We start from the raw sequence: 25,861 nt of genomic DNA, 5'->3' as shown, positions 1-25,861 counted from the left end.
CCAGGCACAAGATCAATCAGTTACGAAATCGTCTTGGACAAAACCTTGGAGCGACGCTGCCAGTTGTAGAGGCGCTGGCGCGCCACCGGCAGATCTTCCACTTCCAGGGGATCGAAGCCCCGCTCCCGGAACCAGTGGATGGAGCGGGTAGTGAGCACGAACAGGCGGCGGATGCCGAGCCGCTTGGCCCGCTCGGCCACCTTGGCGATCAGCTGATCCCCCCGGTTGGAGTTGCGGTACTCGGGGTGGATGGCGACGCAGGCCATCTCGGCCATGGCTTCTTCCATGAAGCAGTAGAGCGCCGCGCAGCCGATGATGAGGCCGTCGCGCTCTATGATGGTGAACTTGTCTATCTCCATCTCCAGCTGCTCGCGGGAGCGGCGCACCAGTATGCCTTCCTCCTCCAGCGGCCGGATGAGGTCCAGGATGCCGCCGATGTCCTCTATGGTGGCGGCCCGCGCCCGCTCGGCGCTTTCGCGCACTATCTGGGTGCCGAGCCCCTCGCGGCTGAACAGCTCCTGCAGCATGGCGCCGTCATCCTGATAGCTCACCAGGTGGGAGCGCGGCACGCCGCCGCGGCAGGAGGCGATGGCCGCGCGCAGGTAGCGGGCGGTGCCGGACATCTCCTCGCCCGCCTGCTCCAGCTCCACCAGCAGCTCTTCGGCCTGCTCGGGGAAAAGCTCGGAGATGGCCACGCCCTGCCTGTTCATCACCCCCTGGGTGCTGCTGAAGCAGATGAGCTTGTCGGCCTTGAGATCCACTGCGACCCGGCGCGCCACCTCTTCCGAGCTCAGGTTGAAGCTCTCGCCGGTGACCGAGCAGCCGATGGGGGAGATGAGCACCAGGCCATGCTGATCCAGCTGGCGGGTGATCCCCTCCACGTCGATGCGCCGCACCCGGCCGCTGTGGCAGTAATCGATGCCATCTTCCACCCCGAGCGGCTGGGCGGTGACGAAGTTGCCGCTCACCACGCTGATGCGCGCCCCCTGCATGGGGGTGTTAGCCAGCCCCATGGAGAGCTGGGCGGTGATGTCGTATTGCAGGCCGCCGCACACCTGCTTGATGATGGCGAAGCTCTGATCGTCGGTGACCCGAATTCGTCTGTGGTACTGGGCCTCGATGCCGGCACGGGCCAGCGCCTCGTCGTTTTGCGGACGCGAGCCGAACACCAGCACCAGGCGAATACCGAGCGTCTGCAGCAGGGCGATGTCGCTCACTATGTTGGCAAAGTTGGGGTGACAGATGGCTTCCCCGCCCATCATCAGCACGAAGGTGGCACCCCGGTGCACGTTGACATAGGGGGTGGATTGCCGAAAGGCATGGACCAGGCTGGGTTCGCGTTCACGCACGTGTTTCGTTCCATAAAAAAGCAGCAATTTGCTCAATATATGAAAATAAATTCACAAATCAAGACTAAATATTGGTTTTGCTGTTTTGTGCCGTCATTTTGACCAGCCGCAGACGCCCTGTGCCTGGGCGAGCCGGGCGCCGGTCAGCCCGCTGAAGAGGCCGCCTTGGTTGATCCGGGCTCATAACCTGTTATCTTCGGGGTTCCTTTTCGTCAGCCGCCTCGCGCGGGATTTTATTCAAGGACAGGGCATATGGAGCAGATTATTTCACCGGCAGAGGCCCTGCCGGGACGACGGGAAGCGCTGGCGATCGGCCAGCAGCATGCCGTCAACGGCCACCCGACCCAGGGCCCCTGGCCCGAGGGGATGGAGCTGGCCTGGTTTGGCATGGGCTGTTTCTGGGGCGTGGAGCGCCTGTTCTGGCAGCAGCCCGGGGTCTATTCCACCGCCGCCGGCTATCAGGGGGGCCTGACGCCGAACCCCACCTACAAGGAGGTGTGCAGCGGCCTGACCGGTCATGCGGAGACGGTGCAGGTGGTGTTTGACCCCAAGGTCATCAGCTATGGCGATCTGCTCAAGCTGTTCTGGGAGCAGCACGATCCGGCCCAGGGCATGCGCCAGGGCGGCGACATCGGCACCCAGTACCGCTCGGTGATCTTCTACGGGGATGAAACCCAGGAGGCCATCGCCCAGCAGAGCCTGGCGGCCTATCAGCAGGCGATGATGGCGAGCGGCGATGCCCGCGCCATCACCACCCGGATCCTGCCGCTGGCGCCCTTCTACTACGCCGAGGATTACCATCAGCAATATCTGGAGAAAAACCCGGAAGGCTATTGCGGACTGGGGGGCATTGGCGTCTGCCTGCCGCCCAGCCTGAACCGCTGAGGCGCAGCCTGGATAAAACAGGGGCCATTAGGCCCCTGTTTCGTTTTTTTGAAAGAAATATTAAAAAAAGCGCCCTGGCCGGGAACTTAACCGAACCTCGGCAGACTAACTGGGTAGCTACCATGGACGGCAGCCAAGACCAGACACATTTCTTGCCTCGATATTCATTCAACTGACAAGCGCGATGAATCGGAAGTGATAGCAAGCAGGGCTGCCCTTTGAGGCGGCCCTTTTCATTGCGGATCTTTGCGGGCCATGCGGCCGCGGGGGAGGGGACTAGCCGATGGTGCTGTCGAACAGGTTCTTGATGAGATCGATGAACTCATCGAGGAAGGCGTGCTGGGCCGGGGTCGGCGCCCGCAGCCAGACGGCGGAGAGCACCTCCTCCAGATCGGCCACCACGGCGTCGGCCTCCTGCATGATCATGAAACGCACCTTGGGGTCGAGCTGGGGGTTCTGCTCGCAGATGGCCATGAGGTTGTCTGCCACCCGGTTGCTCACCAGATCCTCAATGGTCTGGGTGCCCGTGCCCTGCTGCTGGCTCTCGAACAGGCCCAGACTCTCTACCAGATACTCGATAAGCGCAATATAACCGTCGCTCTCTACCACCATGATGGCTGCCTTCATTCATTGCTTTGGGGAAATGGTGGGTATTTTAGTGGCTGGCCCTGGCTTGGCAAGCGGCAGTAGAGGCGATGGCGGACAAAACTGACCCCGCCGCGCTCCACGGTTTCCAATCCGGCCTGCTCGAAACCATGGCGCAGAAAGAGCGCGAGGCTGAAGGTGCTGGCCTCTGTGGTCAGGCTGTGCAGGCCCAGCTGGCTGGCCGCCTGCAAGGCCTGCTCCAGCAGCTGGCCGCCGAGCCCCTGGCGCTGATGATCCGCGCTCACATAGAGCAGGCTGAGGTGGCCGTCATCGCTTAAGGTGACAAAGCCAAGGGGGATTCCCTCCTGCTCCATGACCCAGCCGTGGTGCTCGCGCAACTGGCTGGCGAGGCCGGGATGGCGGGCGCCCATCGCCCATTGCTCCACCTGCTCCGGGCTGTAGTGCTCCGGGCCCAGGCGGCGCACCGACTGCTCGAACAGGGCGAGCAGGGCGGGGATATGCTGCTCCCTCAGGGGGATGATCCGGGCGGGCGCGGTGTTTTGTGTCTGCGGCATGGCTGTTATCCTGCCTTTGCTGCTAAGGTCGGCGCCTGCGGCCGCTTGGCTTTGGGCAGCCCCGCCACCACGCGCTGGTAGGAGTGTTCAATCCAGCCCTGCCAGAGCTCGGCGTCCAGATTCTCGCTCAGGGTCACCGTATTCCAGTGCTGCTTGTTCATGTGCCAGCCGGGTTTGACTTCGGGGTGGATCTCTCGCAGCAACAGGGCGAGCTCGGGCTCGCATTTGAGGTTGATGGTCAGCGGCTCGGCCTGCCAGTCCACCAGGGCGAACATCTTGCCGGCGATGCGATAGACCAGGATCTCCGGGCCAAAGGGGGTATCCTCGGTGGCGCCGGGCTGGCTTAGCAGAAATTCACGTAACGATGCAAGGCTCATACAGGACTCCATGCTGGTCCGATGATGGGTGGCAGCATATTCAGCGGGGCGCCCCTTCTGTTAATATGCCCGCCGAGTATATCCCCCAACCCCCTCGGGAGCCCATAAGATGTTGTACCACAAGACCTTTGAGCTTGGCCCCGATCGGGATTGGGTGGTGTTCGTGCACGGTGCCGGCGGCAGCTCCTCCATCTGGTTCAAGCAACTGCGCGCCTACCGGGAGCACTTCAACGTGCTGCTGCTGGATCTTCGCGGCCATGGCCAATCCAATCAGTTGCAACAGGTGGTGAAGGGCCACTACAGCTTTCGGGCCGTGACCGAGGACATACTGCGGCTGCTCGATCACCTGCGCATTTCCCGCGCCCATTTTGTCGGCATCTCCCTTGGCACCATCCTCATTCGCCACCTGGCCGAGCTCTGCCCCGAGCGGGTCAAGAGCATGGTGCTCGGCGGCGCCATACTGCGCCTCGACATACGCTCCCGGGTGCTGGTGCAGCTTGGTCGGGTCGGCCAGCACATACTGCCCTACATGTGGCTCTACCGCTTGTTCGCCTTCATCATCATGCCGCGCCAGCACCATCAGGAGTCCCGCAACCTCTTCGTGCGCGAGGCCCGCAAACTCTGCCAGAAGGAGTTCAAACGCTGGTTCCGCCTCGCCACCGAGGTGAACCCCCTGATGCGCTACTTCAAGGAGCGTGCCCTGCCGATCCCGACCCTCTACCTGATGGGGGAGGAGGACCATATGTTTATCGCCCCGGTGCGCGAGCAGGTGGCCCGCGATCCCTACAGCCAGCTCGCCATCATCGAAAACTGCGGCCATGTCTGCAACGTGGAGCAGCCGGAGCATTTCAATCGGCAGTCGCTGGCGTTTTTGTCTAGCCAGACGGTTGCGATATAAGCCATTCAATAGATATGGTTTGGCGTAGGTTGGGTTGATCTGAGCGAAACCCAACACGGGAATATTATTTCCATCCCATTGATCGTCGGTTTGGAGTATTTAAAGTAGGTTCGATTAGCGCAGCGTAATCGAACGTACGGGAAGGAAATATCTCTTTGGTCGCGTGATTCACTCTTATCCAAGGCTAGATTTATATATGGATGCAGCCCCTTGGTGTTAATTTCAAGAGACGTCTCGCGAAAATCAGATTACGCTTCGCTAATCGAACCTACGGCCCTATCTTTATCCTCATAATCAGCAAGATGAATAACTCTCTCCATTTGTGCCAAAAATGCATTCCCTGAGGGGGAAACATAACTTCTTCTATAACGAACGCTGGGCACTTTCTCATTAATAACCAAACCATGAACTTGGAGTTTGGGGCAGACGTTGTGATAGAAAAATGACTCTGCTGCCGACACACTTGCCGCATTCGTCACTCCATTTATAAGTGTGTCTTTATTGTTGTAAAATATACGTAATAGGTTGCTTATTTTTTCCTTCCCATCGCTTAGACTTCCAGGAATCTTAATTTCTATCTTTTTTAGGATATTTTCCAACTCAACGAAGTTGTCTGGTTTTACATCTTTTTTTGTGATGGTTGGTGCTCGACGTTCATGTTGAGCAATTGTTTCTATGAGGTTCTTGTTTTCTTCCGATAGTTTTCTTATTTCTTCAAATAATGGTCGTGTGTCGATAATTTCATCGGCCGAAACCCAACCTTTGAGTTCCCTGTTGGATGCGAAGTCCGCTAAACTTTCGTGTACACAAAGTTTTATATCTTTATAATCATCAAAAAAAGAAGAAATGTTGCCAAGAACCTTTTCTCTGAACAAAGCTAGCTCTTTAGGATTCTCCTTTTCACCGAAACTGGAACCTTTTGCACGGATCTTCGTTTCTAAGGCTTGTTCGGTTATGACGACTGCAAAAGCTGGCTTTCCCTGCTCTTGTGCATAGTCGTATTCGAGTTCGGTATAGCTAATACCAGATGTTCTCTCAATAGACCCATAGCGTCCTCCTAGAATAAGCATGTAGACATCAGATTCGTCAATCCACTCCTTAATTGTTACCATTTGGGAGCGATCACCTGCCGTAAATAACTCCATTCCTGCAGGAATGTGACCAGCCTTTAAGATCGAGCTAACAGCAGCCTGCCGCTCTTCCTGCAAGTCATGGTATGTGCTGGATATGAATACTTGTAGTTTTCTTTTCAAGAGATACTCCTTTTAATTATAAAAACGTAGCTCGGTAGGTTCGATTAGCGAAGCGTAATCGGACTTTCGCGAATTCGTCTTGGTCTTGTAAGCCGATGGTTAAAATCATATGTAGCAAGGCAGCAAAGGGTTCAGATGAAGATGGTATCAAGCACTAGTCAGTCTGTTGAGTAAAAATTCACTCAGTACATGGAATCTGAATGATTTTTTGAAGCCGATCAGATTCCAAGGTGCTCAATACCCCGTCATCTCTAGATAGCCCAGTCCTTGGGCATCCCCCTCCACAGTCACAGCCCCTTCCCAGTAATCGAAGCGCCCCGTCATGGCCTGATTGGGCTGGCGCGCCTTGATAACGAGATTCAAATCAGCGGCCTTAAGTTGCCACTCGATAGGGTAGGGCTGGCCCTTGGGGCCGCGCCAGGTTTTACCGGGGGTGAGGACAATGGATTCGGGGGCGAGCACCCGGCTGCTGCCATCCCGCTCGATCAGTATGCCGTAGCGGTTCTCCGGCTTGTTTTCTGGATTGGCGCGGCCCGCTTTGGTGCGCAGGCGAAACAGCATCAGCTCCCGGCCATCAATGAGTTGCAGGGAGAACCAGTCCCAGCCAGCCTGCCAGTCCGCCAGCACCGAGCTGCTCCACTCGTGATCAAACCACCCCTGGCCCGTGACATTGCGGGTCTCCCCATCGAGCGTCAAAGTGCCGCTCAGTGTCAGGCGCGGGTAGGAGTAGTAGAAGGAGGCGTTGCCCGGGCTCTTCTCGCTGTAACCCGCTTTGCCTTGCAGCACCACCGGCTTGGCGGCGCTCACCCTGAGGTTCAGCTCACCCATCTTGCTCTGCACCTTCAAGGTGGCGGGAAAGAGCGATTTTCCTTCAGAGGCAAGTCGCCACTCTTTGAGCCAATATTCGCCGCCACTGGCGCCGGCGAGCCCGGGCCCCTGGCGGCTGGTGCGCTCATCCTGGTGGTGGCTACCACGGGCGAGATCCGTGATGGCGAACTGGGCCAGCCAGAGCTGGGGGCTGAGCCAGGGGTTGTCCGATGTTATCTGCTGCTCGATACCTTGGCGAAACAGGGTCCACTGGATGCCGTAGTCGCGTCCCTGCTCGTCTTTCAGGTTGCCGGTGAGATACCACCACTCGGATCTGTAGTCGGGGTGGGCGCCGTGATCGGCGGGCAGGCGGATGGGCTGGCCGGGCAGGGCCTTCTTGAACTGATCGCTGCCGCCCCCGAGCAGGGTGCCCAGATCGCTGGCACCGACCGCAGCGCCATGGAGGATGCAGGCGATCATCAGCGGCCACTTCCAACTCAATTTCATACCACTCTCCTTGCGGCATACCAGGAGGCGAGCGCCCCGCACAGGGGGGCGAGCAAGAGCGCCGTGACGGCGTGCAGCGGGGCGGCCTCGAAGGCGAGGCGCCAGCCAAAGGCGCGGGGGTTGACCACCTCAATCAGCACCCAGGCGAGGCCATAGCCCACCGGCAGGGCCAGCAGCGCCGTGAGCAGCCCCAATCCCGCCCCCTGCCACACCAGCAGGCGGCGGCAGTGGCGAGGGCCAATCCCCAGGCTCTGCAGGGTCTGCAACTCGCCACGGCGGGCCAACCCCAGCACCATAAAGGCGGAGCCGATGCCGACGAAGGCGATACCGAGGATCAGCAATTTCAGCAGCTCGGTCACCACGAAGGTCTGATCGAACACCTTAAGCGCCGCGGCGTGGATGGCGGGGGCGGGCAGCAGATTCACCCGCTCGCCAAAACGGGCGCGCAGCCGATCGCTTAGGCCCTCGGGGTCAGTGCTGAAGAGGGCGAGGGATTGCACCGCGCCCCCTTCGAAGGCGTGCAGTATCTGCCCCTTGTCGCTGCCGTAATCCTGATAGACGCCGGTGACGGTGAGGGCCCTTGGCCCCCCTTCGCTCGTTACTTCGAGGGTCTGACCCACTCTGACCCCGAGGCGCACCGTGAGCGGCTCGCTCGCCAGCACCTCGTCGGGCGCGGCGGGCCAGCGCCCGGCGAGCAGCGGATAGGCGGCCTTGAGCTCGGGGATAAAGTCCATCTGCGCCCACTCTATGGGCTGCCCCTGCCAGCGGGCGGGATGCACGGCGCGGCGGGAGGCGGCACGCACGTCCGGCTCGGCGAGTATGGCTGTCAGGATCTGCTCGCTCAGCTGGCCTCTGCTGCCTGCCACTCCCTTGGGGGCGCTGACATAGAGGTCGGCGGCGAGCCGCTGGCCGAGCCAGATCTCCACGCTCGAGCGAAAGCTCGACACCATGACCCCGATGCCGATGGCCGCGGCGATGGCAAGTTGCAGCGCCATCACGGCGATGGCGGTGCGATCCAGATGGTATTGGGTCTCGGCCACCCCGAGCCGGACGCTGAGGGGGCCGTGCCCGCGCAGCCGCCCCAGCAGAGCGCGCAGGGCATCGGGCAGGGCGAGGGCCATGGCGAGCAGCCAGCCCCCGGCCACGAAGAGGGCGCCCCCCAGGCCGGTCTGCGGCAACAAGAGGCAGAGGGCGCAGAGCAGCAGTATGGCGATGGCCAGCCCCCGACGTTGCCAGGGGTGAGTCGGCGGGCGGCTGCTCCCCTCCCGCAGTTCAAGAGGGGATTGGCGCAGCAACTGCCACCAGCCGGGGAGGTTGGCGGCAAGCGTCCCCAACAGGCCTATCAGCAACGCCTTGATGAGGCTGGTCGGGGAGAGGCGCAGCAGATCGATGGGGTTGGGACCATAAAGGTCTGCCAGCGCCTGGGTGAGCTGCCCCATGAGGGCCAACGCCAAGAGGCTGCCCAGCAGCAGCCCGAGCAGGGTGCCTATGGTGGCGAGAATGAGCAGCTCCAGGGCCAGATAGCGGAGTACCCGGCTTGGCGGCATCCCCAGGATGATGAGCTGGGCGAGCTGGGGGCGACGCACGCTCTGCACGAAGCGCTGGGCGTTGAACACCAGAAACAATCCCACCGCCATGGCGAGCAGGGAGAGGGCGCTGAGGTTGAGGGCCAGGGCATCCCCGAGCTGGCTGGCATCGAGGGCCGGGCTGATGGGCTCGAGCCAGAGCGGCTGATGGGCGAACTCGGCTCCCTGCGCAGCCTGCAAGGCTCTTTGCAAGGTATTGGCCTCTTCGTCGCTTAACTTGAAGACGATGCGATCCAGCCTTCCTGCCTTGCCAAGCAGGGGTTGGGCCAGGCCTATGTCGGTGACCAGCAGCCGCTCCATGGGGACGGCGCCCGGCTCGAAGGTGCCCGCCAGGGTGAGGGTGAGGGTGAGCGTGCGGGCGCGCTCTGCGTCCGTGCCCAGCATAAAGCTCCGCGACTGCCCCGGGGACCAGCCGAGGCGTTTGGCCTCGGGGGCCGAGAGCCAGACGCTGTCGGCGCGACTCAGGGTGAAGTCGGGTTCGCGCCCCTGCTGCTCGCCAAAGAGTCGGCGCAGGGGGCCTGGGTTGAAGAGATCCATCCCCAGGAGCTGGAAGCTGCGCCCCTGCGGGTCCTTGAGCCAGGCGTGCAACTGGGGCATGGCGTCAAGAGCGGGCTGGCTTCGCACCAGCCGAACGTAGAGCCCCTCATCCAGGCCACCGCTCGGGGCCAGTCGGTAGTTCGCTTCCCCCGCGAGCTGGCTGCGGGCGGCGACGAAATTGGTGCGGGCACTGTGGTTCAAAAGCTCGATGGCCACCACCAGGGTGACCCCCAGCATGAGCCCGGCCAGGCTCATCAGGAGCAGCCAGGGGTGGGCGCGATAGAGGCGCAGCAGCGCCTTCAGCGGCAGCATGATGCATACCAGCGGCGGCCGTCACCCATGGGGTCCGGCCTCGAGCAACTGCCCCCCTTCCAGGCGCAGCACCCTGTCTGCCAGGGCGCCATAGCCGGGGTTGTGGCTCACCAGCAAGAGGCCTGCGCCCGTGTCCCGCACCGCCGCCATCATCAGCCCCATCACCTGCTCGGCGTTGTGTTCATCGAGGCTGCCGGTGGGCTCGTCAGCGAGCAGCCACTGGGGCCGGTGAACCAGAGCCCGGGCCAGGGCCACCCGCTGGCGCTGGCCGCCGGAGAGCTGCTCCGGCCAGGCGTGGCGTTTGTGGCTCATCCCCAGGCGCTCGAGCAGGGCATCGAGGCGCGCCATGTCGCGGGGAAGGTGGTTTATCTCCAGGGGCAGGCAGAGGTTTTCCAGCACTGTGAGAGTCGGCAGCAGGTTGAAGTCCTGATAGACGATGCCAAAATGCCGGCCGCGCAGGCGGGCCCGCTCGTCCGGTGACTGGGTGTCGAGCCGGGTCTCTCCCAGCCAAATCTCTCCCTCATCCGGGGGGATGAGACCGGCGATGAGGTTGAGCAGGGTGGACTTGCCACAGCCGCTCTGCCCCAGCAGCAGACAGGTTTCGCCGGGGTTGAGCTTGAGATCCAGCCCGGCAAACAGGGGGAGCGTCTCACCGCCGTTGGCGAAGTGTTTACCGAGGTTGCGCAGATTCAGCATGGGATAACCGGTTGATGGCCAATGGCTTTCACAATGTCAGTCACTATGCCAGTTAGTGATCGCGCCTGCAAAAGGGATGAGGATCCTTGCTGGATCCCGCTTGCCAGAGGTGGTTAGAATAGGGGCTTCCATGGGTCACAGGATGAGCAAGGATGTTACACAAGCAAGTCAGTTTTATCGTCGACAGCAAGGGGGCCAAGCAGGCTGCCGTGGTCCCCATCGATATCTACAACGAGCTGATGACCCTGCAAAAGGCGCTCTCCGACAACAAGCCCGGCGAGCGCGAGCTCTACCATTTCAACGGCAAGGGGGCCGAGGCCCATGGCTATCCGGTGGGCAAGCGGCAGAACCCCGGCTTCATGGTGCAGGCGGGCTCCACCGCCAACGGCGAGGATGCCGCTTCCTTGCGCGAGGCGGTGATCGAGCTGCGCCAGGAGCTGCTGGCCAAGGGGGTACTTGTGCCCCGAGCCGAGGGGGGCTTCGTGTTCAGCGCCGATCAGCTGTTCAACAGCCCGAGCCTGGCTGCCAGTCTGGTGGCGGGCAACAACAGAAGCGGGCTGGATGCCTGGCAGAACAGTGCCGGCTACACCCTCAAGCAATCCGGTTTTGGCAAAAAATCCCCCTGATGCCCCTTGAGTGAGCCACGCCGCCTGCCCGGCCGAGGCGGGTGGCGGGCAACAACAGAAGCGGGTTGGATGCCTGGCAAAACAGCGCCGGCTACACCCTCAAGCAATCCGGCTTTGGCAAAAAATCCCCCTGACGCCCCTTGAGTGAGTCACGCCGCCTGCCCGGCCGAGGCGGGTGGCGGGCAACAACAGAAGCGGGCTGGATGCCTGGCAAAACAGCGCCGGCTACACCCTCAAGCAATCCGGTTTTGGCAAAAAATCCCCCTGATGTCCCCTGAGTGAGCCACGCCGCCTGCCCGGCCGAGGCGGGTGGCTCGATCATCCGGATAGGGATGAGGGTGACTTCCCTGTCCGCTGCTAGCCTCAATGCCAGACAGTTCTCAAGAGACGCGCACTCATGTCTGGATCCTCACCCCTTGCCCCCTTGTCCGGGCTCTGCCTGTTTTGCGGCCCCGCCCTGGCCGAGAGCGGTCCCCTAGCCCTGACCCACAGCGGCGTCGGCCTCTTTGCCCTCGTCATCTTCGTGCTCGCCTACCTCCTGGTGATGGCCGAAGAGTACCTGAAGCTGCGAAAATCCAAGCCGGTGCTGATCGCCGCCGGCATCATCTGGATAGCCATTGGCGTCGTCTATGCAGACGCGGGGCAGAGCCCCCTGGCCCACGAGGGGTTTCGGCAGAACCTGTTGGAATACGGGGAGTTGATGCTGTTCCTGCTGGTGGCCATGACCTACATCAACGCCATGGAGGACCGGCTGCTGTTTGCCGCCCTGCGCGCCCGTCTGGTGCGGGCCGGACTCAGCCTGCGGACCCTGTTCTGGCTCACCGGGTGGCTGGCCTTCTTCATCTCCCCCGTGGTGGACAACCTCACTACTGCGCTCCTGATGTGCACTGTGGTGCTCAATGTGGCCAACGAGGATCGCCGCTTCATCAACCTGGCCTGCATCAACATCGTAGTGGCGGCCAATGCCGGCGGCGCCTTCAGCCCCTTTGGCGACATCACCACCCTGATGGTGTGGCAGGCGGGCAAGGTGCCCTTCGGCCAGTTCTTCGCGCTCTTCATCCCCGCCCTGCTCAACTTTCTGATCCCGGCCCTCCTGATGAGCCTGATGGTGCCGCGCCATGCCCCCAGGGTGCAGGGCGAGGAGGTGACGCTCAGGCGCGGGGCCGCCACCATAGTGCTGCTCTTCCTCCTCACCATAGGGACGGCCGTCGCCTGCCATCACTTCCTGGCGCTGCCCCCGGTGCTCGGCATGATGACGGGGCTGGGCTATCTGCAATTTTTCGGCTTCTACCTGCGCAAGACCCAGCCTGGTGCCCTGGCGCGGGAGCGCGCCCTCTATGAGCGCACCGGTGACGAGGCGCGGCTGCTGCGCCTCGGCTCCATAGTGCCGTTCGATGTGTTCAACAAGATTGCCAAGGCCGAGTGGGACACCCTGCTCTTCTTCTACGGGGTGGTGATGTGCGTCGGCGGGCTCAGCTTCATGGGGTATCTGGCGCTGGCATCCCAGCTCCTCTACCAGGGGGATCCGACCCAGGCCAATGTGGTCATAGGCCTGCTCTCCTCCGTCATCGACAACATCCCGGTGATGTTCGCCGTGCTGTCGATGGAGCCGCAGATGTCCACCGGGCAGTGGCTGCTGGTGACCCTGACCACGGGGGTGGGGGGCAGCCTGCTCTCCATCGGCTCCGCCGCCGGGGTGGCCCTGATGGGGCAGGCCAGGGGCATGTATACCTTCCTCGGCCATCTCAAGTGGTTGCCTGCCATTTTGCTTGGCTATATGGTCAGCATAGGGGCGCATCTGTGGCTCAACAGCGCCCTGTTCTGAGCACCATGAAGATTGCAGGGGAAGGGACTATGGGACAGCTGTTCGAGGCGCTCTCGCCGCGCCATGTGGCCTTTATCGCGGCGCAGAAGATCTATTTTGTCGGCACGGCGGCGGGGGAGGGCACGGTCAACCTCTCCCCCAAGGGCGGGGATTCATTGCGCATTCTCGATGCCCATACCCTGGCCTGGCTCAACCTGACCGGCAGCGGTAACGAGTCGGCGGCCCATGTGTTGCAGAACCCGCGCATGACGGTGATGTTCTGCGCCTTCGAGGGGGCGCCCATGATACTGCGGGTCTATGGTCAGGCGCGGGTGCTGCACCGGGGCGACCCGGACTGGGAGAGGGCGTTGGCGCGCTTCCCGGCCAGCGTGGCGGCCCGCCAGATCTTCCTGCTCGACATTGAACGGGTCCAGACTTCCTGCGGCATGTCGGTGCCCCTGTTTGACTACCAGGGGGACAGGGAGGATCTCGCCAACTGGTCGGCCCGCCAGGGCAAGGAGGGCATAGAGGCCTACTGGCGCAAGAAGAACCAGCTGAGCCTGGATGGCGTGGAGAGCGAGATCCTGGCCCGCAGCGGCTTGCCGGCAGATCCCTGAGGACCCGTGTCCCTGATGCAAAAAGCCCTGTCCGGTGGACAGGGCTTTTTCGTGTCGGCATAACGGTGAGCCGAAGGGATCCTCAGGCCGCCCTGGCACGCTTGCCGGTGAGCAGCCAGTAGCTGAGCGCCGAGCTCAGGCCACAGGCGGCGATGGCGATGGCCATGGGCAGCGGCGACTCGGGGGGATTGAGGTTGACCAAAATGCCCACCACGGCGCCTATGCCAAAGCGCAGTGTGCCCGCGAGTGCCGAGGCGGTGCCCGCCGACTGGGGGAAATGGCCCATCAGGCCGGTCATGGCGTTGGCCCCCACCAGGCTGATGTGCCCGACGAAGAGCACCACGGGGATGACGATGCCCCAGAGGCCCCCGGTCTGGCTCCAGGCGTTGTAGATGAGCAGGGCCCCGGCCAGCGGCAGTACGGTCAGGCCGTATTGCAGCATGCGCTCGGCGCCCACCCCCTTCACCAGACGGCTGTTGACGAAGGTGACCACCATCATCAGCAGGATATTGAGGCCAAAGAGCCAGCCGTAGTGCTCGGTCGGTACCTTGAAGTACTCGATATAGACATAAGGAGAGGCGCTCAGGAAGGCGAACATGCCGGAACTCGACAGGGCGCCACACAGCACATAGCCCATGGCACCGCGGTGGGAGAGCACGCCCCAGTAGTTGCGCAGCACCTGGCCGAGCTTGAGGGGCTGCTTGTGTTCGGGTTTGAGGGTCTCCTGGATCTTCCACTGCATCACCACGCAGATGAGCAGACTGATGCCCACCAGCAGCCAGAAGATCACCCGCCAGTCGGCATGGGCGCTGATGTAGCCGCCCACCACCGGGGCCACCAGGGGGGCCAGCGTCATCACCAGGATGACGAAGGACATGGCCCGCGAAAACGCATCCTTCTCGAACAGATCCCGCAGCAGGGCATTGACCACCACGGATCCCGCCGCCCCGCCGGCGGCCTGCAGCATACGCCAGGCCAGCAGCTCCGGCAGGGAGTCGGCCATGGCGCAGCCCACCGAGGCCACGGCGAACATCGTCAGTCCCGCCAGGATCACCGGCTTGCGGCCGAAGCTGTCGGCGAGCGGCCCGTAGAACAGCTGGCCGATGGCGAAGCCGCCGAGGAAGGCGCTGATGGTGAGCTGGGCCCCGTCGATGCTGGTGGCCAGATCCCGGGCTATGGCCGGAATGGCGGGCAGGTACATGTCCACCGCGAGCGGGGTCAGGCCCGCCAGGGCGCCGAGCAGGATGAACAGGAAACGGGGAGAGAGGGTCGTGGCTTGAGGCATAGGGTATCCGAGTCGTGGCAGGGCCGGGAAAAGGGGCGAGTGTTGAGTCTATCAGCTTTGGCAGGCTTGAGCAGGTCTATCCTGCCCCGGCCCTTGAGGTCAGATCTGCGGCGGGATCAGCGCCCCGGACGCCTTGCCCTGTGGTGGCACAGAAGCAGCAGCCAGCCCAGCCAGCCCAGCCAGCCGAGCAAGGAGAGGGCATTGCCTGCCCGCTCGGGCCAGCGCGCCGTCAGTCTGAGGGTGAGGCTGTGGCTGCCCGCCGGCACCCAGAGCTGCATCAGGCCCTGGGGGTTGGCACCCACCGTCAGCATCAGGCGCTCGTCTAGCCAGGCCTGCCAGCCGGGGTAATCATACTGATGCAGGACCAGCCGGGTCGGCACGGCCGCCGTCACCGCCAGGGTCAGGGCCCTGGGCTGCCAGCGGTGCACTGTCCAGCTGGCGCCCGGGGGCTCGGCGCTCACCGGGGGCTGGAACTCGTCCTTCCAGGCGAGCAGGGTCGGGGCGAACATGCCCCCCGGCACCTGCCTTGGCCTGTACTCCCGGGCGCTGCGCTTGCTGTCGAACTCGAAGGCCATGGCCTCCCGGGTGGGGGCCTGGGTGAGGGGGGCGTGACGGACGTAGGTGAGGGTGGTGATCAGGGTCAGCAGGAGTGTTCCCCACCAGAGCCACTGCCAGGGGCGGTGAGTGGGGGTGCCCAGCGCCACCACGGCGACCGTGGCCAGGGTGAGGATGAGATTGAGCCGCCAGGGAAACTGCACCCGTTGCAGGGGGGGCAGCAGGCTCCAGAGGGGCTGGCTCAGGGGCAACATCATCAGGAAGGCCCCCACCCCGAGCGCCCCCCAGCACAGGAGCTCGGGGTGGCGCGGCTCGCGGGCGGCGGCCCAGGCGATGAGCAGCAGGGCCAGGGTCAGAAGACTCTGCCATGCCAGGTGGCCGCGAAAGCGCCAGTCCCCCCAGCCAGAGGGCAGGCGATCGAGGAAGTTGCGCCGAAAGTCGAACATGCCGCCGCGCATCAGCTCCATGGAGATGGCCCCCTGATCCGCCAGGGCGGGCAGCAGCAGGGCCGCCGCCATGCAAAGTCCCAGCCCCTGGGCCCCCAGGGCTATCCAGCAGGGCGCCAGGGTGCGGGATCGCCAGGCGAACCAGAGGGCGCGCACGCTGACCAGACCCATCATCAGCAGCAGGCTGGGCAGGTGGGAGAAGGCCAGCAGCGCCAGCCCCAGGATCAGCAGGGGCAGGCCCTGGCGCAGGCCGCGATGGGCGAGATCCTGGCCAAGCAGGATGAGCGGCGCCCAGGCGAAGGCCCAGAACTCCGCCAGGGCGAAGCGGGCATAGAGATCCATGGCCAGGTGATAGGGCAGGATCAGGTAGAGCAGGCTGACCGCCAGGGCCCGGCCAGGGGGCGTGGTGGCGCGCAGCCACAGATAGGCGAACGCGCCCGAGAGCAGCAGCGCCAGGGTGGCGCTGCCGAGCAGGGGATAGATGGCCTGCTGGGCGGGGGCAGCCGGGCCGGCAAAGAGGGCGCTGACGTAGTAGGGGAGCGGGGGATAGAAGAAGAAGGTGGGGCTGCCAAAGCCGCCATTCATGGCCATCAGCCAGCGGGGATAGAGCTCCCCCTGCCACAGCTGGCGGGCAAAATAGTGGCCGGAGAGCAGGTGGTGGAACAGATCGTGCCCCTGAGTGCCCCCCTGCAGCCAGGCAGGCAGCACCAGGAGCGCGCTGGCCAGCGCCAGGATCAGGGGCACCAGTGCCCACTCCTTGCCTCCCTCCATGCATCCTCTCCCTGCCACGCCCATGCGCAGTGAGTGTAGACGAGTCAGCTGACGCAGCGATGCGTTTGGGTCAGAGCCCTGCGCCTGTCAGCGTGGCAGGGCGAGCCAGAGGCCGGGCTCGGCGCCAAAGCGGGGGGCAAACCAGTGCACCTGGTAGGGGAGCGGCATCTCGCTCTGCTCTATGGGGCGGCGGCTGAGGCGACAGGCTCCCTGAGTGAGTGCAAGGGCGGCATCCCCCTGGTACCAGCCATCGGTGACGGGCAGGGTGGTGGTTTCGCGCAGCAGCCGCACCCCCCACTGGGTCACCAGGGCCGGGCAGGTTTTTTCTGCCAGCATGGCCGCCTGCACCATGGCGGGCGGAAGGGGTAGGGTGAAGGTCGCTGCGAGCAGCAGCAATCCGGCCACCGCGACCAGCATCTCGCCACGGTGTGGCAGCCAACCTGCCAGCAGCACTATGCCGAGCAGGGTAATGGGCGCCAGATGGCGGGGATTGTCCGGGTTCTGGCCAAACAGGGTCCAGAGCAGCAGGGCGAGCCAGTAGAGGGTCCAGAGCGGGGAGAGGGCGGCAGTCTTGCCCTTTGACCGCTGCCAGACTGGCAGCAGGAGCAAGGCACCCATCGGCAAGGGCCAGAGCGGGGTGAGCTGATCGTTGAAGGTGCTCGCCCAGCTTAGCAGCCGATCGCCGTGGGCCGCCGCCGTGTTGCCCCAGAGGGTGAAGTGGCCGTCGGTAAAGCGTCGCCCCTCGCCAAAATAGGCCCAGCCATCGGCCTGCCAGACAAAGAGCAGGCTGATAAGCCCCACCAGGGCGATGGGAAACAGAAACTTAAGCCTCTCACCCTTCTGTTGCCACCCTAGCCAGAGCGGCAGCAGGGCCAGCACTAAGTAGGAGGGGCGCAGGGCCAGCAGCAATCCAAGCATGAGGCCTGTCAGCGCTATCCTGCGATGCTGCAAGGCCAGCAGCGCCCCGAGCCAGGCGGCGAGCGCCGGCCCGTCCGAGAGGCCGGAGAGGGCCAGCGTTGGCGTGAGCGGCAGGGCCAGCACCAGCAGCCAGACGGGGGCGAGCAGGCTTGGGCGCTGCCATATTCTCACCGCCAGCCAGGCGGCGAGCGGCGCTATCAGCGCTGTGCCCAGGAGGCTTGACCACTGCACCGCAGCGGCGGGGTCGTCCACCGCCAGATGGATCAGTCGCGCCAGCCAGATAAAGGCGGGGTAGCCCGGGAAGTGGGGGGAGAACTCCAGCACGCTGAAGCGCACCACCCCGTGGGCAAAGTTCAGGGCATCGTCGGAATCCAGCGCCACAGGGAAGGTAAATAGCCAGCCCGTCCAGACCCCTTGCAGCAGGGCAAGCAGCAAAATGGTGGTTGTGCAGGGGGAAGCCCAACGCCGAGACGCTGCCTTCCCCCTCATCCCCAGCCCTTCTCCCGCAAGGGGAGAAGGGGGCAAACCGGCATCCGGGTGCATCTATCGGCAGGCTGTGGGTAGGGTGGGTAGCGAGAAGCGAAACCCACCGTTTGTCACAGTGAGATTGCGCAATGATTGGCCGTTGGTCATCAAAGCGGCGCCAGCACGGCCATCAGCGCTTTTTCGGCCTCGGTGAAGGCGGCGGCATCGGCGGGTTTGGCACCTACCCCGAATACCCCCGGGTTGCCGATGGCATCCAGCACCCTGGCCAGCGCCTGCTCGGCGGCCTTGCGATCCCCTTCACCGAGGGAGGGGAGGATCAGATCAAGGAAGCGCTTGCTCTTGACCACCAGCACCTTGGCGGTCTGGTAGTCGCCAAGATTCTGGCTGGCCCCTTCGAGGCGGCGCTCGATCTCCGCCTTGTAGGCCCGGTTGAGCAGGGCAGCGGTGGCTGCTGCGTCTTTGGCTTTGATGGCGGCTGTCAGCGGCCCTTGCAACTCGACCTTGTGGTGCTGTTCCAGATAGGTCAGTTCGTCGGCAATCTCGCTCAAGGTGGCGCTGGCATCCTTGCCGTCAGTGGCGGCGCCCAGCAGCGCTTCGCGGGCGTCGATCAGTGGCTCCTTGCCGGCGGCGGCGTAGGAGTAAGCCTGTGCCTGCCCGCTCAGGGCCAGCAGCAGGGTGAGGGCGAGTAAACCCGGGCGGATGGTCATCCTGTTCTCCTTACTTATGCCAATGGCGTGGCCATCAGGCCACGCTCTGGGTTTCGATCACGGTATTTTCGTTGCGATGGTTAAAGATGGCGTGGCGTCTGTCCACCCCATCGATCACCATGTCGGCGGCCATCATCCCCATCTCCATGGCGGTGTCGGTGAAGATGTAGCGGAATGTCCCCTGACGGCCGGTCATGATGAGGTTTGTGATGGGCATCAGCGCCTTGATCGCTTCGTTACGACGGGCCTGATAGCCGAGATCCATCAGCGGATAGGCGTATTCGCTACGCGCTTCAAAAGTTTCATCGCCAAGCTTGGCGGTATCGACACCGAGGCTCGCGAGATCGGCGGTAACCCGACCGCGCAGCTCGGCCAGCGGCGCCTGCCAGGTGGCATCCCCCGGATTGCAGGGGATCTCCAGCATCACCGAGGTCTGGCCCTGGGGCGCCATAAAGGGGCTGCGGCGGCGCGGCTCCTGCAGGCGGGTGGCCAGAATATGGGGGTCGGAGAGGTACTGCCAGGTGTTGTCCGACAGGTTCTCCTGCTTGAGCGGCATATTGACGAAGCGAAGCGACCGGTATTGGAGGTCGCACGGCAAGCCAAGATGCTGGCAGGTGAGCGGCAGCGGCAGGGTGGAGATCACCTGATCAAAGCGCTCGTTCTGCTCAACGTCATCTTGTTTCCAATAAACCCGTTCGATGCGGCCATCAGCCTGCTCGAGGCGGCTGATGGTGGCGCCGGTTTTGAGCTCAACGCCCTCGGCCACCAGCCGCTCCCCCAGAGTGGTGAAGATCTGGCCGAAGCCATATTTCGGGTAGCGGTATTTGCGGGCATAGGTGCGCACCGAGATACTGCCGTTGCGCCTTGGCAGCAGGCGGCGGGCCACGTCTTTGAGGTCGATCAGGCTGATGCGCTGACCGGCCCAGTCGGCGGAGAGCTTGTCCGGGTTGATGCCCCACAGCTTGCCGGTGTAGCCCTCGAAGAACTGGCGATAGAGGGTGCGACCGAAGTGGCTCTGGATCCACTCGGCAAAGCTCGCCTTGGCAAAATCATCCGGCTTCTTGCTAAAGGGCAACAGCAGCAAGTCTTTTACCGCCCCGGCCATCAGGGCGAGCGGCGCCGTCTTGAGCAGGTTCGGCAGGTTCAGGGGGTAGTCATAGGTGCGCCCGCCAAAGCGGATCACGCTCTTTCGCATCGCGTGGAGCAGATCCTCCCCCATCAGCTCGTCGATAAAGGCGAGTAGCTCGGGGTTCTTGGTGATGAAGCGGTGGCCGCCGTAGTCGAAGCGGTACTCACCATCGCGCCCCTTGAAGGTCTGGGTGGCGCACATGCCGCCCACCACGCTCTCCTGCTCGAACAGGGTGACCGCAAAACCGGCCTGGCACAGGCGCCAGGCGGCCATCAGACCGGCGGGACCGGCTCCCAGCACTGCAATGTTTTTCTTGTTGTTGTCGCTCATGACGGTGTTCCAAAACGGCTGGCAAAAGAGAAGAGGTGCGGGTGAAAAAGCGGCTCACCCCGGTGAGCCGCCATGCCATGTCGGGCACTCAGCATATCAGGCCTTGGCGCCGGATCCTGCCTGCTGTGGCTGCGGTCGATAGCTGCGATGCCAGAGGGTGACGAAGATGGCCAGATAGGCGCCCCAGGTCAGCAACTGCAAGCCGGCTGGTGAGGCATTGTAGCCAAACAGGGCGCGCAGGAAGGTGCCGAAGACCCCCTGATCGTCGAGGATGTGGCTGATGTTGAACACGGGCGTCGTCCAGAAGGTGATGACGTCCGCCGCCTGCAACATGTTGATGGCGGACGACAGCAGCCCAGCGGCGATGATGATGATCAGCAGGCCGGTCCAGCGGAAGAAGGGGGCCAGCGCCACCTTGCGGGTAGAGCGCAGCAGCCCCCACACCAGCACCACAGAGACCAGCAGTCCCGCCAGCGCCCCCATCAGCCCCTGGTGCAGATCCACCCCTTGCCCGGAATAGACCAGGGCCGAGAAGAACAGCACTGTTTCAAAGCCTTCCCGCATCACCGCCAGGAAGGCGAGCAGCACCAGACCGAACAGGTTGCCCCCGTCGATGGCGGCGTCGATGCGCGCCGTCATGGCCCCCACCTGGGATTTGGCCTGCTTCTGCATCCAGACCGCCATGTAGGTGAGCACCAAAGTGGCGAAGATGAGGATCCCCGCCATCAGCAAATGGTTGTAGCGCTCGCTCTCGAACTGGCTCACCACCACCTGGAACAGGAAGGCGACGACGAGGGAGGCGACAAGGCCCAGGCCCACCCCCAGATAGATGAACTTGTTGTAGCGGCTCGCTCCCAGCTTGGCGAGGTAGGAGAGGCAGATGCCGACCAGCAGGAAGGCTTCCAGCCCCTCGCGCAGGGTAATGAGAAAACTTGCAAACATCAGGATTGAGGCTCCGTATCGGGCGTGACGGGGAGGGGCTGCAGGGTCAGTTGCAGCCGGTTGAGTTGTAGCCGAGTGAGTTGCACTATGGGTGGCTCCGGCAGGCTCGGCTCGGCGGCGCGCACCACATCATTGACCCACTTGGGGTAGGTGCGGAAATTGAGTTTGATGTCGGCCTTGAAGGGCCCCTTGGCATCCGCCGGCAGCGACCAGGCTTCATCGCGCCAGCCATCGGCCGGAATGCGGGTGTCTTCCAGGAGCTTGGTGTAGCGCCAGAACTTGAGCCCTACCGGCTTGCCCTCGGCATCGCCGAACACCTTGCGAAACAGCCGCGCGTCCTCGGGCACTGCGCCGTCCACCGGCTGCCCGCTTGCAAGCACTACCTTGCCGTTGGCGTCGGTGAGGGTCAGCTCCAGCCAGAGTTCACGGAAATCGGCTACTCCGGTGGGCAGGGCATGGCCCGCGCCCGTATTGGCGACCCGCACCACCAGTTGCTGCCCATCGGCAGCCTGTTCGATACGGGCAGAGAGCGTCGCGCTTGAGCGCAGCAGGGCCAGGCTCTCCTGCTCAAGGTCTGGATTGCGCAGCCCCACCAGCTGATGCTGGGCGCCGGTAAAGTAGTGGCGATAGAGCCGTTCTTTCACTGTGCCGTTTTCGGTGGACTGGCCCGCCACCGGCGCGCCGCCGTTGCCCGGCTCCGGGTTCATATGGCAGTCGATGCAGCTGCGCCGTTTGGCGGGATCCTCGGCCTTGGCGAAGCTGGATTTTTCCCACTCATCCCAGGTGTTGACGATATTGGCGCCGGTGCCCGGGGCAAACTCGTTGTGGCACGACTTGCACAGGGCCGCATCGCGGTAGAAATCCTTCTGGTAAGAGGCCTTGTGCATGGCGGGGCGGGCGTTGATCTGCCGCTCGGCCAGCCAGTGCTGGAGGCTCCCCCCCGGGGCATCCTCGAACACATAGCTCTCGCGGTCCTTCAAATTCACGGTAAAGGCGCTGTTGCCGCCGGCATCCTCGAGCCGGGTGATGCGATGGCAGAGCACGCAGCCGGTGCCTTCCTCCACCACTGGCTCGCCTGCCTTGTGGGCGGCAATCAGCGAGGCGCCTCCCTGCTCGAACATGTGGGAGCCCTTGGGCAGGTCGAGTTGGCCGGTCATCACCTGCTGGGGCATGTGACAGCCCTGGCACCACTGGCCGAAGGCCTCGCCTTCTGTCTCGCGGGCCAGGGCCTGCACCACCTTGTAGTAGGGGTGGGAGTTGCCCATCAGTCTGTGGTTGCTCTCGCTCCAGTCCTGGAACGCTTGGCTGTGGCAGTTCTGGCAGGAGGCGGAGTTGAGCCACTCCTTGGGGTGGGTCGTCGGCGCCTTGGCGGGCTGATTGTCAAGGTCAGGGCGCGGGGCATCGAGTCGCAGCCAGTTGGCGAGATAGGGGAGGTTGCCGTCGGCGGTCACGAAAGCATGCAGATCCTCCATCATCGCCTTCACTTCCGGTTGCGGCCTGGCGGGATCGACCGGCTCGGCCCCATCCCGGGTGTCGTGGCCCATGCCACCCTGGGTCTGCTGGGTCATGCGCAGGTATTCGCCGACAAAGTCCCCCGCCACCATGTTGGCGAGGTTGGCGTGGCCGTTGATAGCGTTGTCGCCGCTCTGCTGGCGATGGGCCGCCATCAGATGGCGGTTGGTGAAGTTGAACCCGTCCAGATGGCAGGAGTTGCAGCTCATCCAGTTGTCCCCCGCCATGGGGAAACGTGAGTTGGAAGCTGTGTTACCCAGATTGAATAGCCGCTCGCCGCGCTTGAGGGGCTCGGGGCGGGGATCCGTCTCTACCAGCCTGGCGAAGTGGGGCACATCCACAGTGACCCGGGCGAAGGGGCCGTTGCCGCCGGTATGGAGGCGGGTGAGATCCTGCCCCATGGCGTTGTGCACCAGGATATGGTCACCGTCTACAAACAAGTCCCGTGGATTCTGGCCCGGCAGGTGGCGCAGGAGCTGGGTCGCCTTGGCGCCCCCCTGGAACTTCTTGCGTCTGTGACGGTTGCTGTTGGATTTGCCGCTGCGGGAGAGATCAAACACCAGCAGATCCTCGGAGCCCGCCAGGGTCAGATAGACCCGTTTGCCATCGGCGGCGAAGCGCGCCGCGAAGGGGTTGGAGACGATCTGACTGCGGTTGCCGAGGCTTGGCAGGTTGATCTGCAGGAAGAGTTGTTTTCTTTCATCGACTCGCTCTTTCTCCTCATCCAGATCGATGATGGAGACCGCCGGGAAGACGGTGCTCTGAAACTGGAAGGGGTGATCGAAGCTCCAGAGCACATGAGGCAGCCAGGCTTCGCTGCCATCGGGGGAGAGGGCGATGCCATCCAGCAGGCGCGGCAGCCCTTGGGAGTCGCTTGGCGTGTCGCTGTGGGTTTCGGCCAGGGTGATGAGGCGTGGCTTGGGCAGGGTGACGCCCGTGATCCCGTCCGCTAGCTTGGCGAGATCATAGATGGCGAGCTGGCCCGTCATGGCGTGGGTGAGCAGCAGGCGATCGTCGTCGGTCAGCGCCAGCCCGCGGGGTGTCTCGGCGGTGGCCACATCCAGCTGCAGCTTGCCCGCGCTGTCATAGGCCTGCAGGCGAGCTGATTCGAACAGCGTGACCCAGAACCAGCGCCGCTTGGGGTCGAAGATGACGCCATAGGGCCTGTGGCCGGTGGGGATCACCTTTTCCAGGTCGAGATCTTCGTCCAGCAGCAGCAGGCGATCGCCGTTGTAGTCGGTGACCAGCAGGGTGCCGTCGTCTGTGCGGGCCAGTTGGCGCAGATCCCCCCCCAGTTGCACCTCTTTTATTCGCTTGCCGCTTTCTCGTTCAAGCAGGGTGACCGAACCGGCGCTCTGGTTGGCGGTGACGAGGCTTGGGGCGTTCCCCTCGTCATAGGCTACCATGGCCGTGCCCATCTCCTGGGCGCTGGCAAGGGGGCTGGCCAGCAGCAGGGCGGCGAACATCAGGGATAACAACAACTTCAACATGGGATCAGGTGCGCCATTTCAAGATGGTCCAGCGCCAGGCGTGGCGCAGCACCAGAGGCGTCAACGCTAGCGCGCTCAGCCAGTGGGCCCAGCTGGCAAGCTTGCCCAGGCTGTCCCCCGGGGTGCCATGCAGCACCAGCAGCAGGCCGCTGGCGAGACAGATGAGCAACAAGGCTTCGATGATGCGGCCCGTGGTGCGCAGAAAGGGTTTGCGGCTCTTGTTCAGCAGGCTGCGATGGGAGAGCCAGAAGGCGCCAAACAACAGGGGAAACAGGGAGAGCGAGAGCATCACATGGAGAAACAGGTTCCAGCGCGCCAGGGACCAGGTCGGCGTCAGGGGTTCCCACAGCAGCAGGCCGGAGAAGAACATCAGGTAGAGGGAGCCCTCGGCGGCCTGATGGTGATAGGCCAGCCATTGCCAGAGGTGTCGCGGTGAGAGGGAAAGGCTTGTCATAGGTGCTCCAGCACCCGGGCGGTTCGGCCCGGGGCGAGCAAGTTTACAATGGGGTAAGGGTAATGAAAAGAGTTATCAATTCGGCTGTTGATGAATAGATCCTGAATGAAATCAGGGGCGGGTCACTTGTGATCCGCCAGCCGCTCCGTGATGGCGTAGATGAGGGCGGCGGTGGAGAAGGCCAGGAAGACGATGACAGACCACTTCATCTCTATCTCGTTGCCGGTGCCATCTTCCAGGAAGGCCTTGAGCACTTCGATGCCGGCTATGGTCACCAGGGAGTTGATGACGATGAGCTTGAGGGAGGCGAAGTTGATCTTGCTGAGCCAGTTGTCCCCCAGGGCCGCCCGCTGCTCCGGGGTCTTGATGAACTGCACATAGCCGCAGATGGCCACCAGGATCAGCATCTGGGCCACCAGCACGAAGTCCACCAGGGTGAGCACCCCGGTGATGAGATCCAGATAGTCGATCTCGATGATGTCGCGGCACAGCACATAGAGCTGCATGGCGAACTTCACCATCAAGAGGGCGACGCAAACCAGGATGCAGACATAGAAGGGGAACATCATCAGCCGGCTGCCGTTGAGCATGAGGTTGAAGCGGCGCATGGGGACTCCATCGAGAGGGAAGCGAATGGCAGCCAGAATATCTGGAAAGAGGGGGACGGGAAAGCGCCACGGCGCTCCCCCGCCCGTTCAGAGAGGGAAGGGGGGAAGCTCTCGGAACAGCCGTTGCAACCCCTCGCCCCAGGCCTTGCGCAGAGCCTGGAAGTGGGTGTTCTGCTCTGTGATGCGGTGCAGCTGTGCCGCCGAGAAGCTCCCTTCGGAATAGACGAGCGCATCCAGGGGCAAGCCCACCGAGAGGTTGCTGCGCAGGGTCGAGTCGATGGAGATGAGGGCGCACTGCAGGGCGGTCTGGAGCGGCGTCTCGTACTGGATGATGCGATCTATGATGGGCTTGCCGTACTTGCTCTCACCAATCTGGAAGTAGGGGGTGTCCGGGCCCGCCTCGATGAAGTTGCCCTCCGGATAGATGTGGAACAGGCGGTGGCGCTCCCCCCGGATCTGGCCCCCCAGCAGTATGTTGCAGCCGAAGTTGACATGCCCCTGCTGCTGGCCCCCATCCCGGTTGATGACGGTACGTATGGTTTGGCCTATGAGGGCCGCGACCTCGTACAGGCTGGGAAGGGCAAGGAGCTCCTGCCCCTGTGCCAGCAGGCTGATGACACTCTGGGTGGTGGCCAGATTGCCGGCGCTTTGCAGCACTATCACCCTGTCCTCCCGGGTGAAGAGGTGCAGCTTGCGGAAGGTGGCGATGTGGTCCACCCCCGCATTGGTGCGCGAGTCTGAAGCGAAGACGATGCCATCTTGCAGGCATATGGCGACGCAATAGGTCATGGCCGCACTCCTGCCAGCTTTCCCT

Annotated in this window: 23 protein-coding genes and 1 pseudogene; 6 read left to right on the top strand and 18 right to left on the bottom strand. The window is 63.3% G+C overall.

Features of this window, described 5'->3' with window-relative positions:
• Positions 1 to 20: 20 nt before the first annotated feature.
• A complete protein-coding gene (gene argA / locus WIR04_RS12630; RefSeq protein ID WP_338887340.1) occupies positions 21 to 1,349 on the bottom strand; it encodes an amino-acid N-acetyltransferase in 1,329 nt (442 codons plus the stop codon).
• A 252-nt stretch (positions 1,350 to 1,601) separates the two neighbouring features.
• Here argA and msrA point away from each other — a divergent pair, with 252 nt between their 5' ends.
• Complete coding sequence (gene msrA, locus WIR04_RS12625; protein ID WP_025326594.1) at positions 1,602 to 2,234, top strand: peptide-methionine (S)-S-oxide reductase MsrA; 633 nt, start codon at positions 1,602 to 1,604, stop codon at positions 2,232 to 2,234.
• A 276-nt stretch (positions 2,235 to 2,510) separates the two neighbouring features.
• Here msrA and WIR04_RS12620 read toward each other — a convergent pair whose 3' ends face one another.
• Genes WIR04_RS12620 through WIR04_RS12610 form a run of 3 tightly spaced genes read right to left on the bottom strand, consistent with a single transcriptional unit; the run spans position 2,511 to position 3,771 of the window.
• A complete protein-coding gene (locus tag WIR04_RS12620; RefSeq protein ID WP_106887973.1) occupies positions 2,511 to 2,846 on the bottom strand; it encodes a DUF3802 family protein in 336 nt (111 codons plus the stop codon).
• A gap of 11 nt (positions 2,847 to 2,857) precedes the next feature.
• Positions 2,858 to 3,394 carry a GNAT family N-acetyltransferase gene (locus tag WIR04_RS12615; protein WP_338887337.1) on the bottom strand — a complete coding sequence of 179 codons (537 nt, stop codon included), beginning with the start codon at positions 3,392 to 3,394 and terminating at the stop codon, positions 2,858 to 2,860.
• Positions 3,395 to 3,399: 5 nt separating this feature from the next.
• Entirely contained in the window at positions 3,400 to 3,771 is a 372-nt protein-coding gene (locus WIR04_RS12610; RefSeq protein WP_338887335.1) for an MmcQ/YjbR family DNA-binding protein, read from the bottom strand.
• Between the two features lie 109 nt (positions 3,772 to 3,880).
• On the opposite strand from WIR04_RS12610, the gene WIR04_RS12605 reads away from it, so the two are divergent.
• Positions 3,881 to 4,669, top strand: coding sequence for an alpha/beta fold hydrolase (locus WIR04_RS12605; RefSeq protein WP_338887333.1), 789 nt, complete (start codon positions 3,881 to 3,883; stop codon positions 4,667 to 4,669).
• A gap of 248 nt (positions 4,670 to 4,917) precedes the next feature.
• On the opposite strand, the gene WIR04_RS12600 is transcribed toward WIR04_RS12605, so the two are convergent.
• The 4 genes from WIR04_RS12600 to WIR04_RS12585 all read right to left on the bottom strand — a co-directional run bounded on the left by WIR04_RS12600 (position 4,918) and on the right by WIR04_RS12585 (position 10,367).
• Positions 4,918 to 5,922 (bottom strand): DUF4062 domain-containing protein, encoded by a 1,005-nt coding sequence (locus WIR04_RS12600; protein WP_338887331.1) that lies wholly within the window; start codon positions 5,920 to 5,922, stop codon positions 4,918 to 4,920.
• A 234-nt stretch (positions 5,923 to 6,156) separates the two neighbouring features.
• Positions 6,157 to 7,236: a lipocalin-like domain-containing protein gene (locus WIR04_RS12595; RefSeq protein ID WP_420883424.1), complete on the bottom strand. Its 1,080-nt coding sequence runs from the start codon at positions 7,234 to 7,236 to the stop codon at positions 6,157 to 6,159.
• Positions 7,233 to 9,671 (bottom strand): FtsX-like permease family protein, encoded by a 2,439-nt coding sequence (locus tag WIR04_RS12590; RefSeq protein WP_338887329.1) that lies wholly within the window; start codon positions 9,669 to 9,671, stop codon positions 7,233 to 7,235. Before WIR04_RS12590 ends, WIR04_RS12595 begins: the two co-directional genes overlap by 4 nt.
• Before the next feature lie 21 nt (positions 9,672 to 9,692).
• Positions 9,693 to 10,367 carry an ABC transporter ATP-binding protein gene (locus tag WIR04_RS12585; RefSeq protein ID WP_262109676.1) on the bottom strand — a complete coding sequence of 225 codons (675 nt, stop codon included), beginning with the start codon at positions 10,365 to 10,367 and terminating at the stop codon, positions 9,693 to 9,695.
• A gap of 152 nt (positions 10,368 to 10,519) precedes the next feature.
• On the opposite strand from WIR04_RS12585, the gene WIR04_RS12580 reads away from it, so the two are divergent.
• The 4 genes and pseudogenes from WIR04_RS12580 to WIR04_RS12560 all read left to right on the top strand — a co-directional run bounded on the left by WIR04_RS12580 (position 10,520) and on the right by WIR04_RS12560 (position 13,414).
• Complete coding sequence (locus WIR04_RS12580) at positions 10,520 to 10,993, top strand: DUF4357 domain-containing protein (protein ID WP_025326602.1); 474 nt, start codon at positions 10,520 to 10,522, stop codon at positions 10,991 to 10,993.
• Between the two features lie 41 nt (positions 10,994 to 11,034).
• Positions 11,035 to 11,127 (top strand): annotated as a pseudogene (locus WIR04_RS12575) (DUF4357 domain-containing protein); the annotation flags it as partial.
• Positions 11,128 to 11,390: 263 nt separating this feature from the next.
• The gene (gene nhaD / locus WIR04_RS12565; RefSeq protein ID WP_338887325.1) at positions 11,391 to 12,818 is read left to right on the top strand and encodes a sodium:proton antiporter NhaD; all 1,428 of its coding nucleotides are present in this window, start codon (positions 11,391 to 11,393) and stop codon (positions 12,816 to 12,818) included.
• Between the two features lie 29 nt (positions 12,819 to 12,847).
• A complete protein-coding gene (locus WIR04_RS12560; RefSeq protein WP_338887323.1) occupies positions 12,848 to 13,414 on the top strand; it encodes a pyridoxamine 5'-phosphate oxidase family protein in 567 nt (188 codons plus the stop codon).
• Positions 13,415 to 13,496: 82 nt separating this feature from the next.
• Here the strand turns inward: WIR04_RS12560 and WIR04_RS12555 are convergent, their stop codons facing one another.
• From WIR04_RS12555 to WIR04_RS12510, 10 genes are all read right to left on the bottom strand, one after another.
• Entirely contained in the window at positions 13,497 to 14,699 is a 1,203-nt protein-coding gene (locus tag WIR04_RS12555; protein ID WP_025326605.1) for a Bcr/CflA family multidrug efflux MFS transporter, read from the bottom strand.
• Positions 14,700 to 14,815: 116 nt separating this feature from the next.
• Positions 14,816 to 16,471: a hypothetical protein gene (locus WIR04_RS12550; RefSeq protein ID WP_338887321.1), complete on the bottom strand. Its 1,656-nt coding sequence runs from the start codon at positions 16,469 to 16,471 to the stop codon at positions 14,816 to 14,818.
• A gap of 87 nt (positions 16,472 to 16,558) precedes the next feature.
• Positions 16,559 to 17,821 carry a hypothetical protein gene (locus WIR04_RS12545; RefSeq protein WP_338892558.1) on the bottom strand — a complete coding sequence of 421 codons (1,263 nt, stop codon included), beginning with the start codon at positions 17,819 to 17,821 and terminating at the stop codon, positions 16,559 to 16,561.
• A gap of 200 nt (positions 17,822 to 18,021) precedes the next feature.
• The gene (locus tag WIR04_RS12540) at positions 18,022 to 18,582 is read right to left on the bottom strand and encodes a hypothetical protein (RefSeq protein WP_338887319.1); all 561 of its coding nucleotides are present in this window, start codon (positions 18,580 to 18,582) and stop codon (positions 18,022 to 18,024) included.
• Positions 18,583 to 18,616: 34 nt separating this feature from the next.
• The gene (locus WIR04_RS12535) at positions 18,617 to 20,041 is read right to left on the bottom strand and encodes an FAD-dependent oxidoreductase (protein WP_338887317.1); all 1,425 of its coding nucleotides are present in this window, start codon (positions 20,039 to 20,041) and stop codon (positions 18,617 to 18,619) included.
• Positions 20,042 to 20,137: 96 nt separating this feature from the next.
• The gene (locus WIR04_RS12530; RefSeq protein WP_338887315.1) at positions 20,138 to 20,983 is read right to left on the bottom strand and encodes an FTR1 family iron permease; all 846 of its coding nucleotides are present in this window, start codon (positions 20,981 to 20,983) and stop codon (positions 20,138 to 20,140) included.
• Positions 20,983 to 23,985, bottom strand: coding sequence for a hypothetical protein (locus WIR04_RS12525; RefSeq protein WP_338887313.1), 3,003 nt, complete (start codon positions 23,983 to 23,985; stop codon positions 20,983 to 20,985). Before WIR04_RS12525 ends, WIR04_RS12530 begins: the two co-directional genes overlap by 1 nt.
• Before the next feature lie 4 nt (positions 23,986 to 23,989).
• Positions 23,990 to 24,439, bottom strand: coding sequence for a hypothetical protein (locus WIR04_RS12520; RefSeq protein ID WP_338887311.1), 450 nt, complete (start codon positions 24,437 to 24,439; stop codon positions 23,990 to 23,992).
• 122 nt (positions 24,440 to 24,561) lie between these two features.
• A complete protein-coding gene (locus WIR04_RS12515; RefSeq protein ID WP_025326613.1) occupies positions 24,562 to 25,047 on the bottom strand; it encodes a YqhA family protein in 486 nt (161 codons plus the stop codon).
• Positions 25,048 to 25,134: 87 nt separating this feature from the next.
• Positions 25,135 to 25,836: a peptidase gene (locus tag WIR04_RS12510; protein ID WP_338887308.1), complete on the bottom strand. Its 702-nt coding sequence runs from the start codon at positions 25,834 to 25,836 to the stop codon at positions 25,135 to 25,137.
• Between the last annotated feature and the right edge of the window lie 25 nt (positions 25,837 to 25,861).

Origin of the sequence: Aeromonas rivipollensis, assembly GCF_037811135.1 — a bacterium.
Taxonomy (GTDB): Bacteria; Pseudomonadota; Gammaproteobacteria; order Enterobacterales; family Aeromonadaceae; genus Aeromonas; species Aeromonas rivipollensis.
This window is presented reverse-complemented; position numbering and strand designations above follow the sequence as displayed.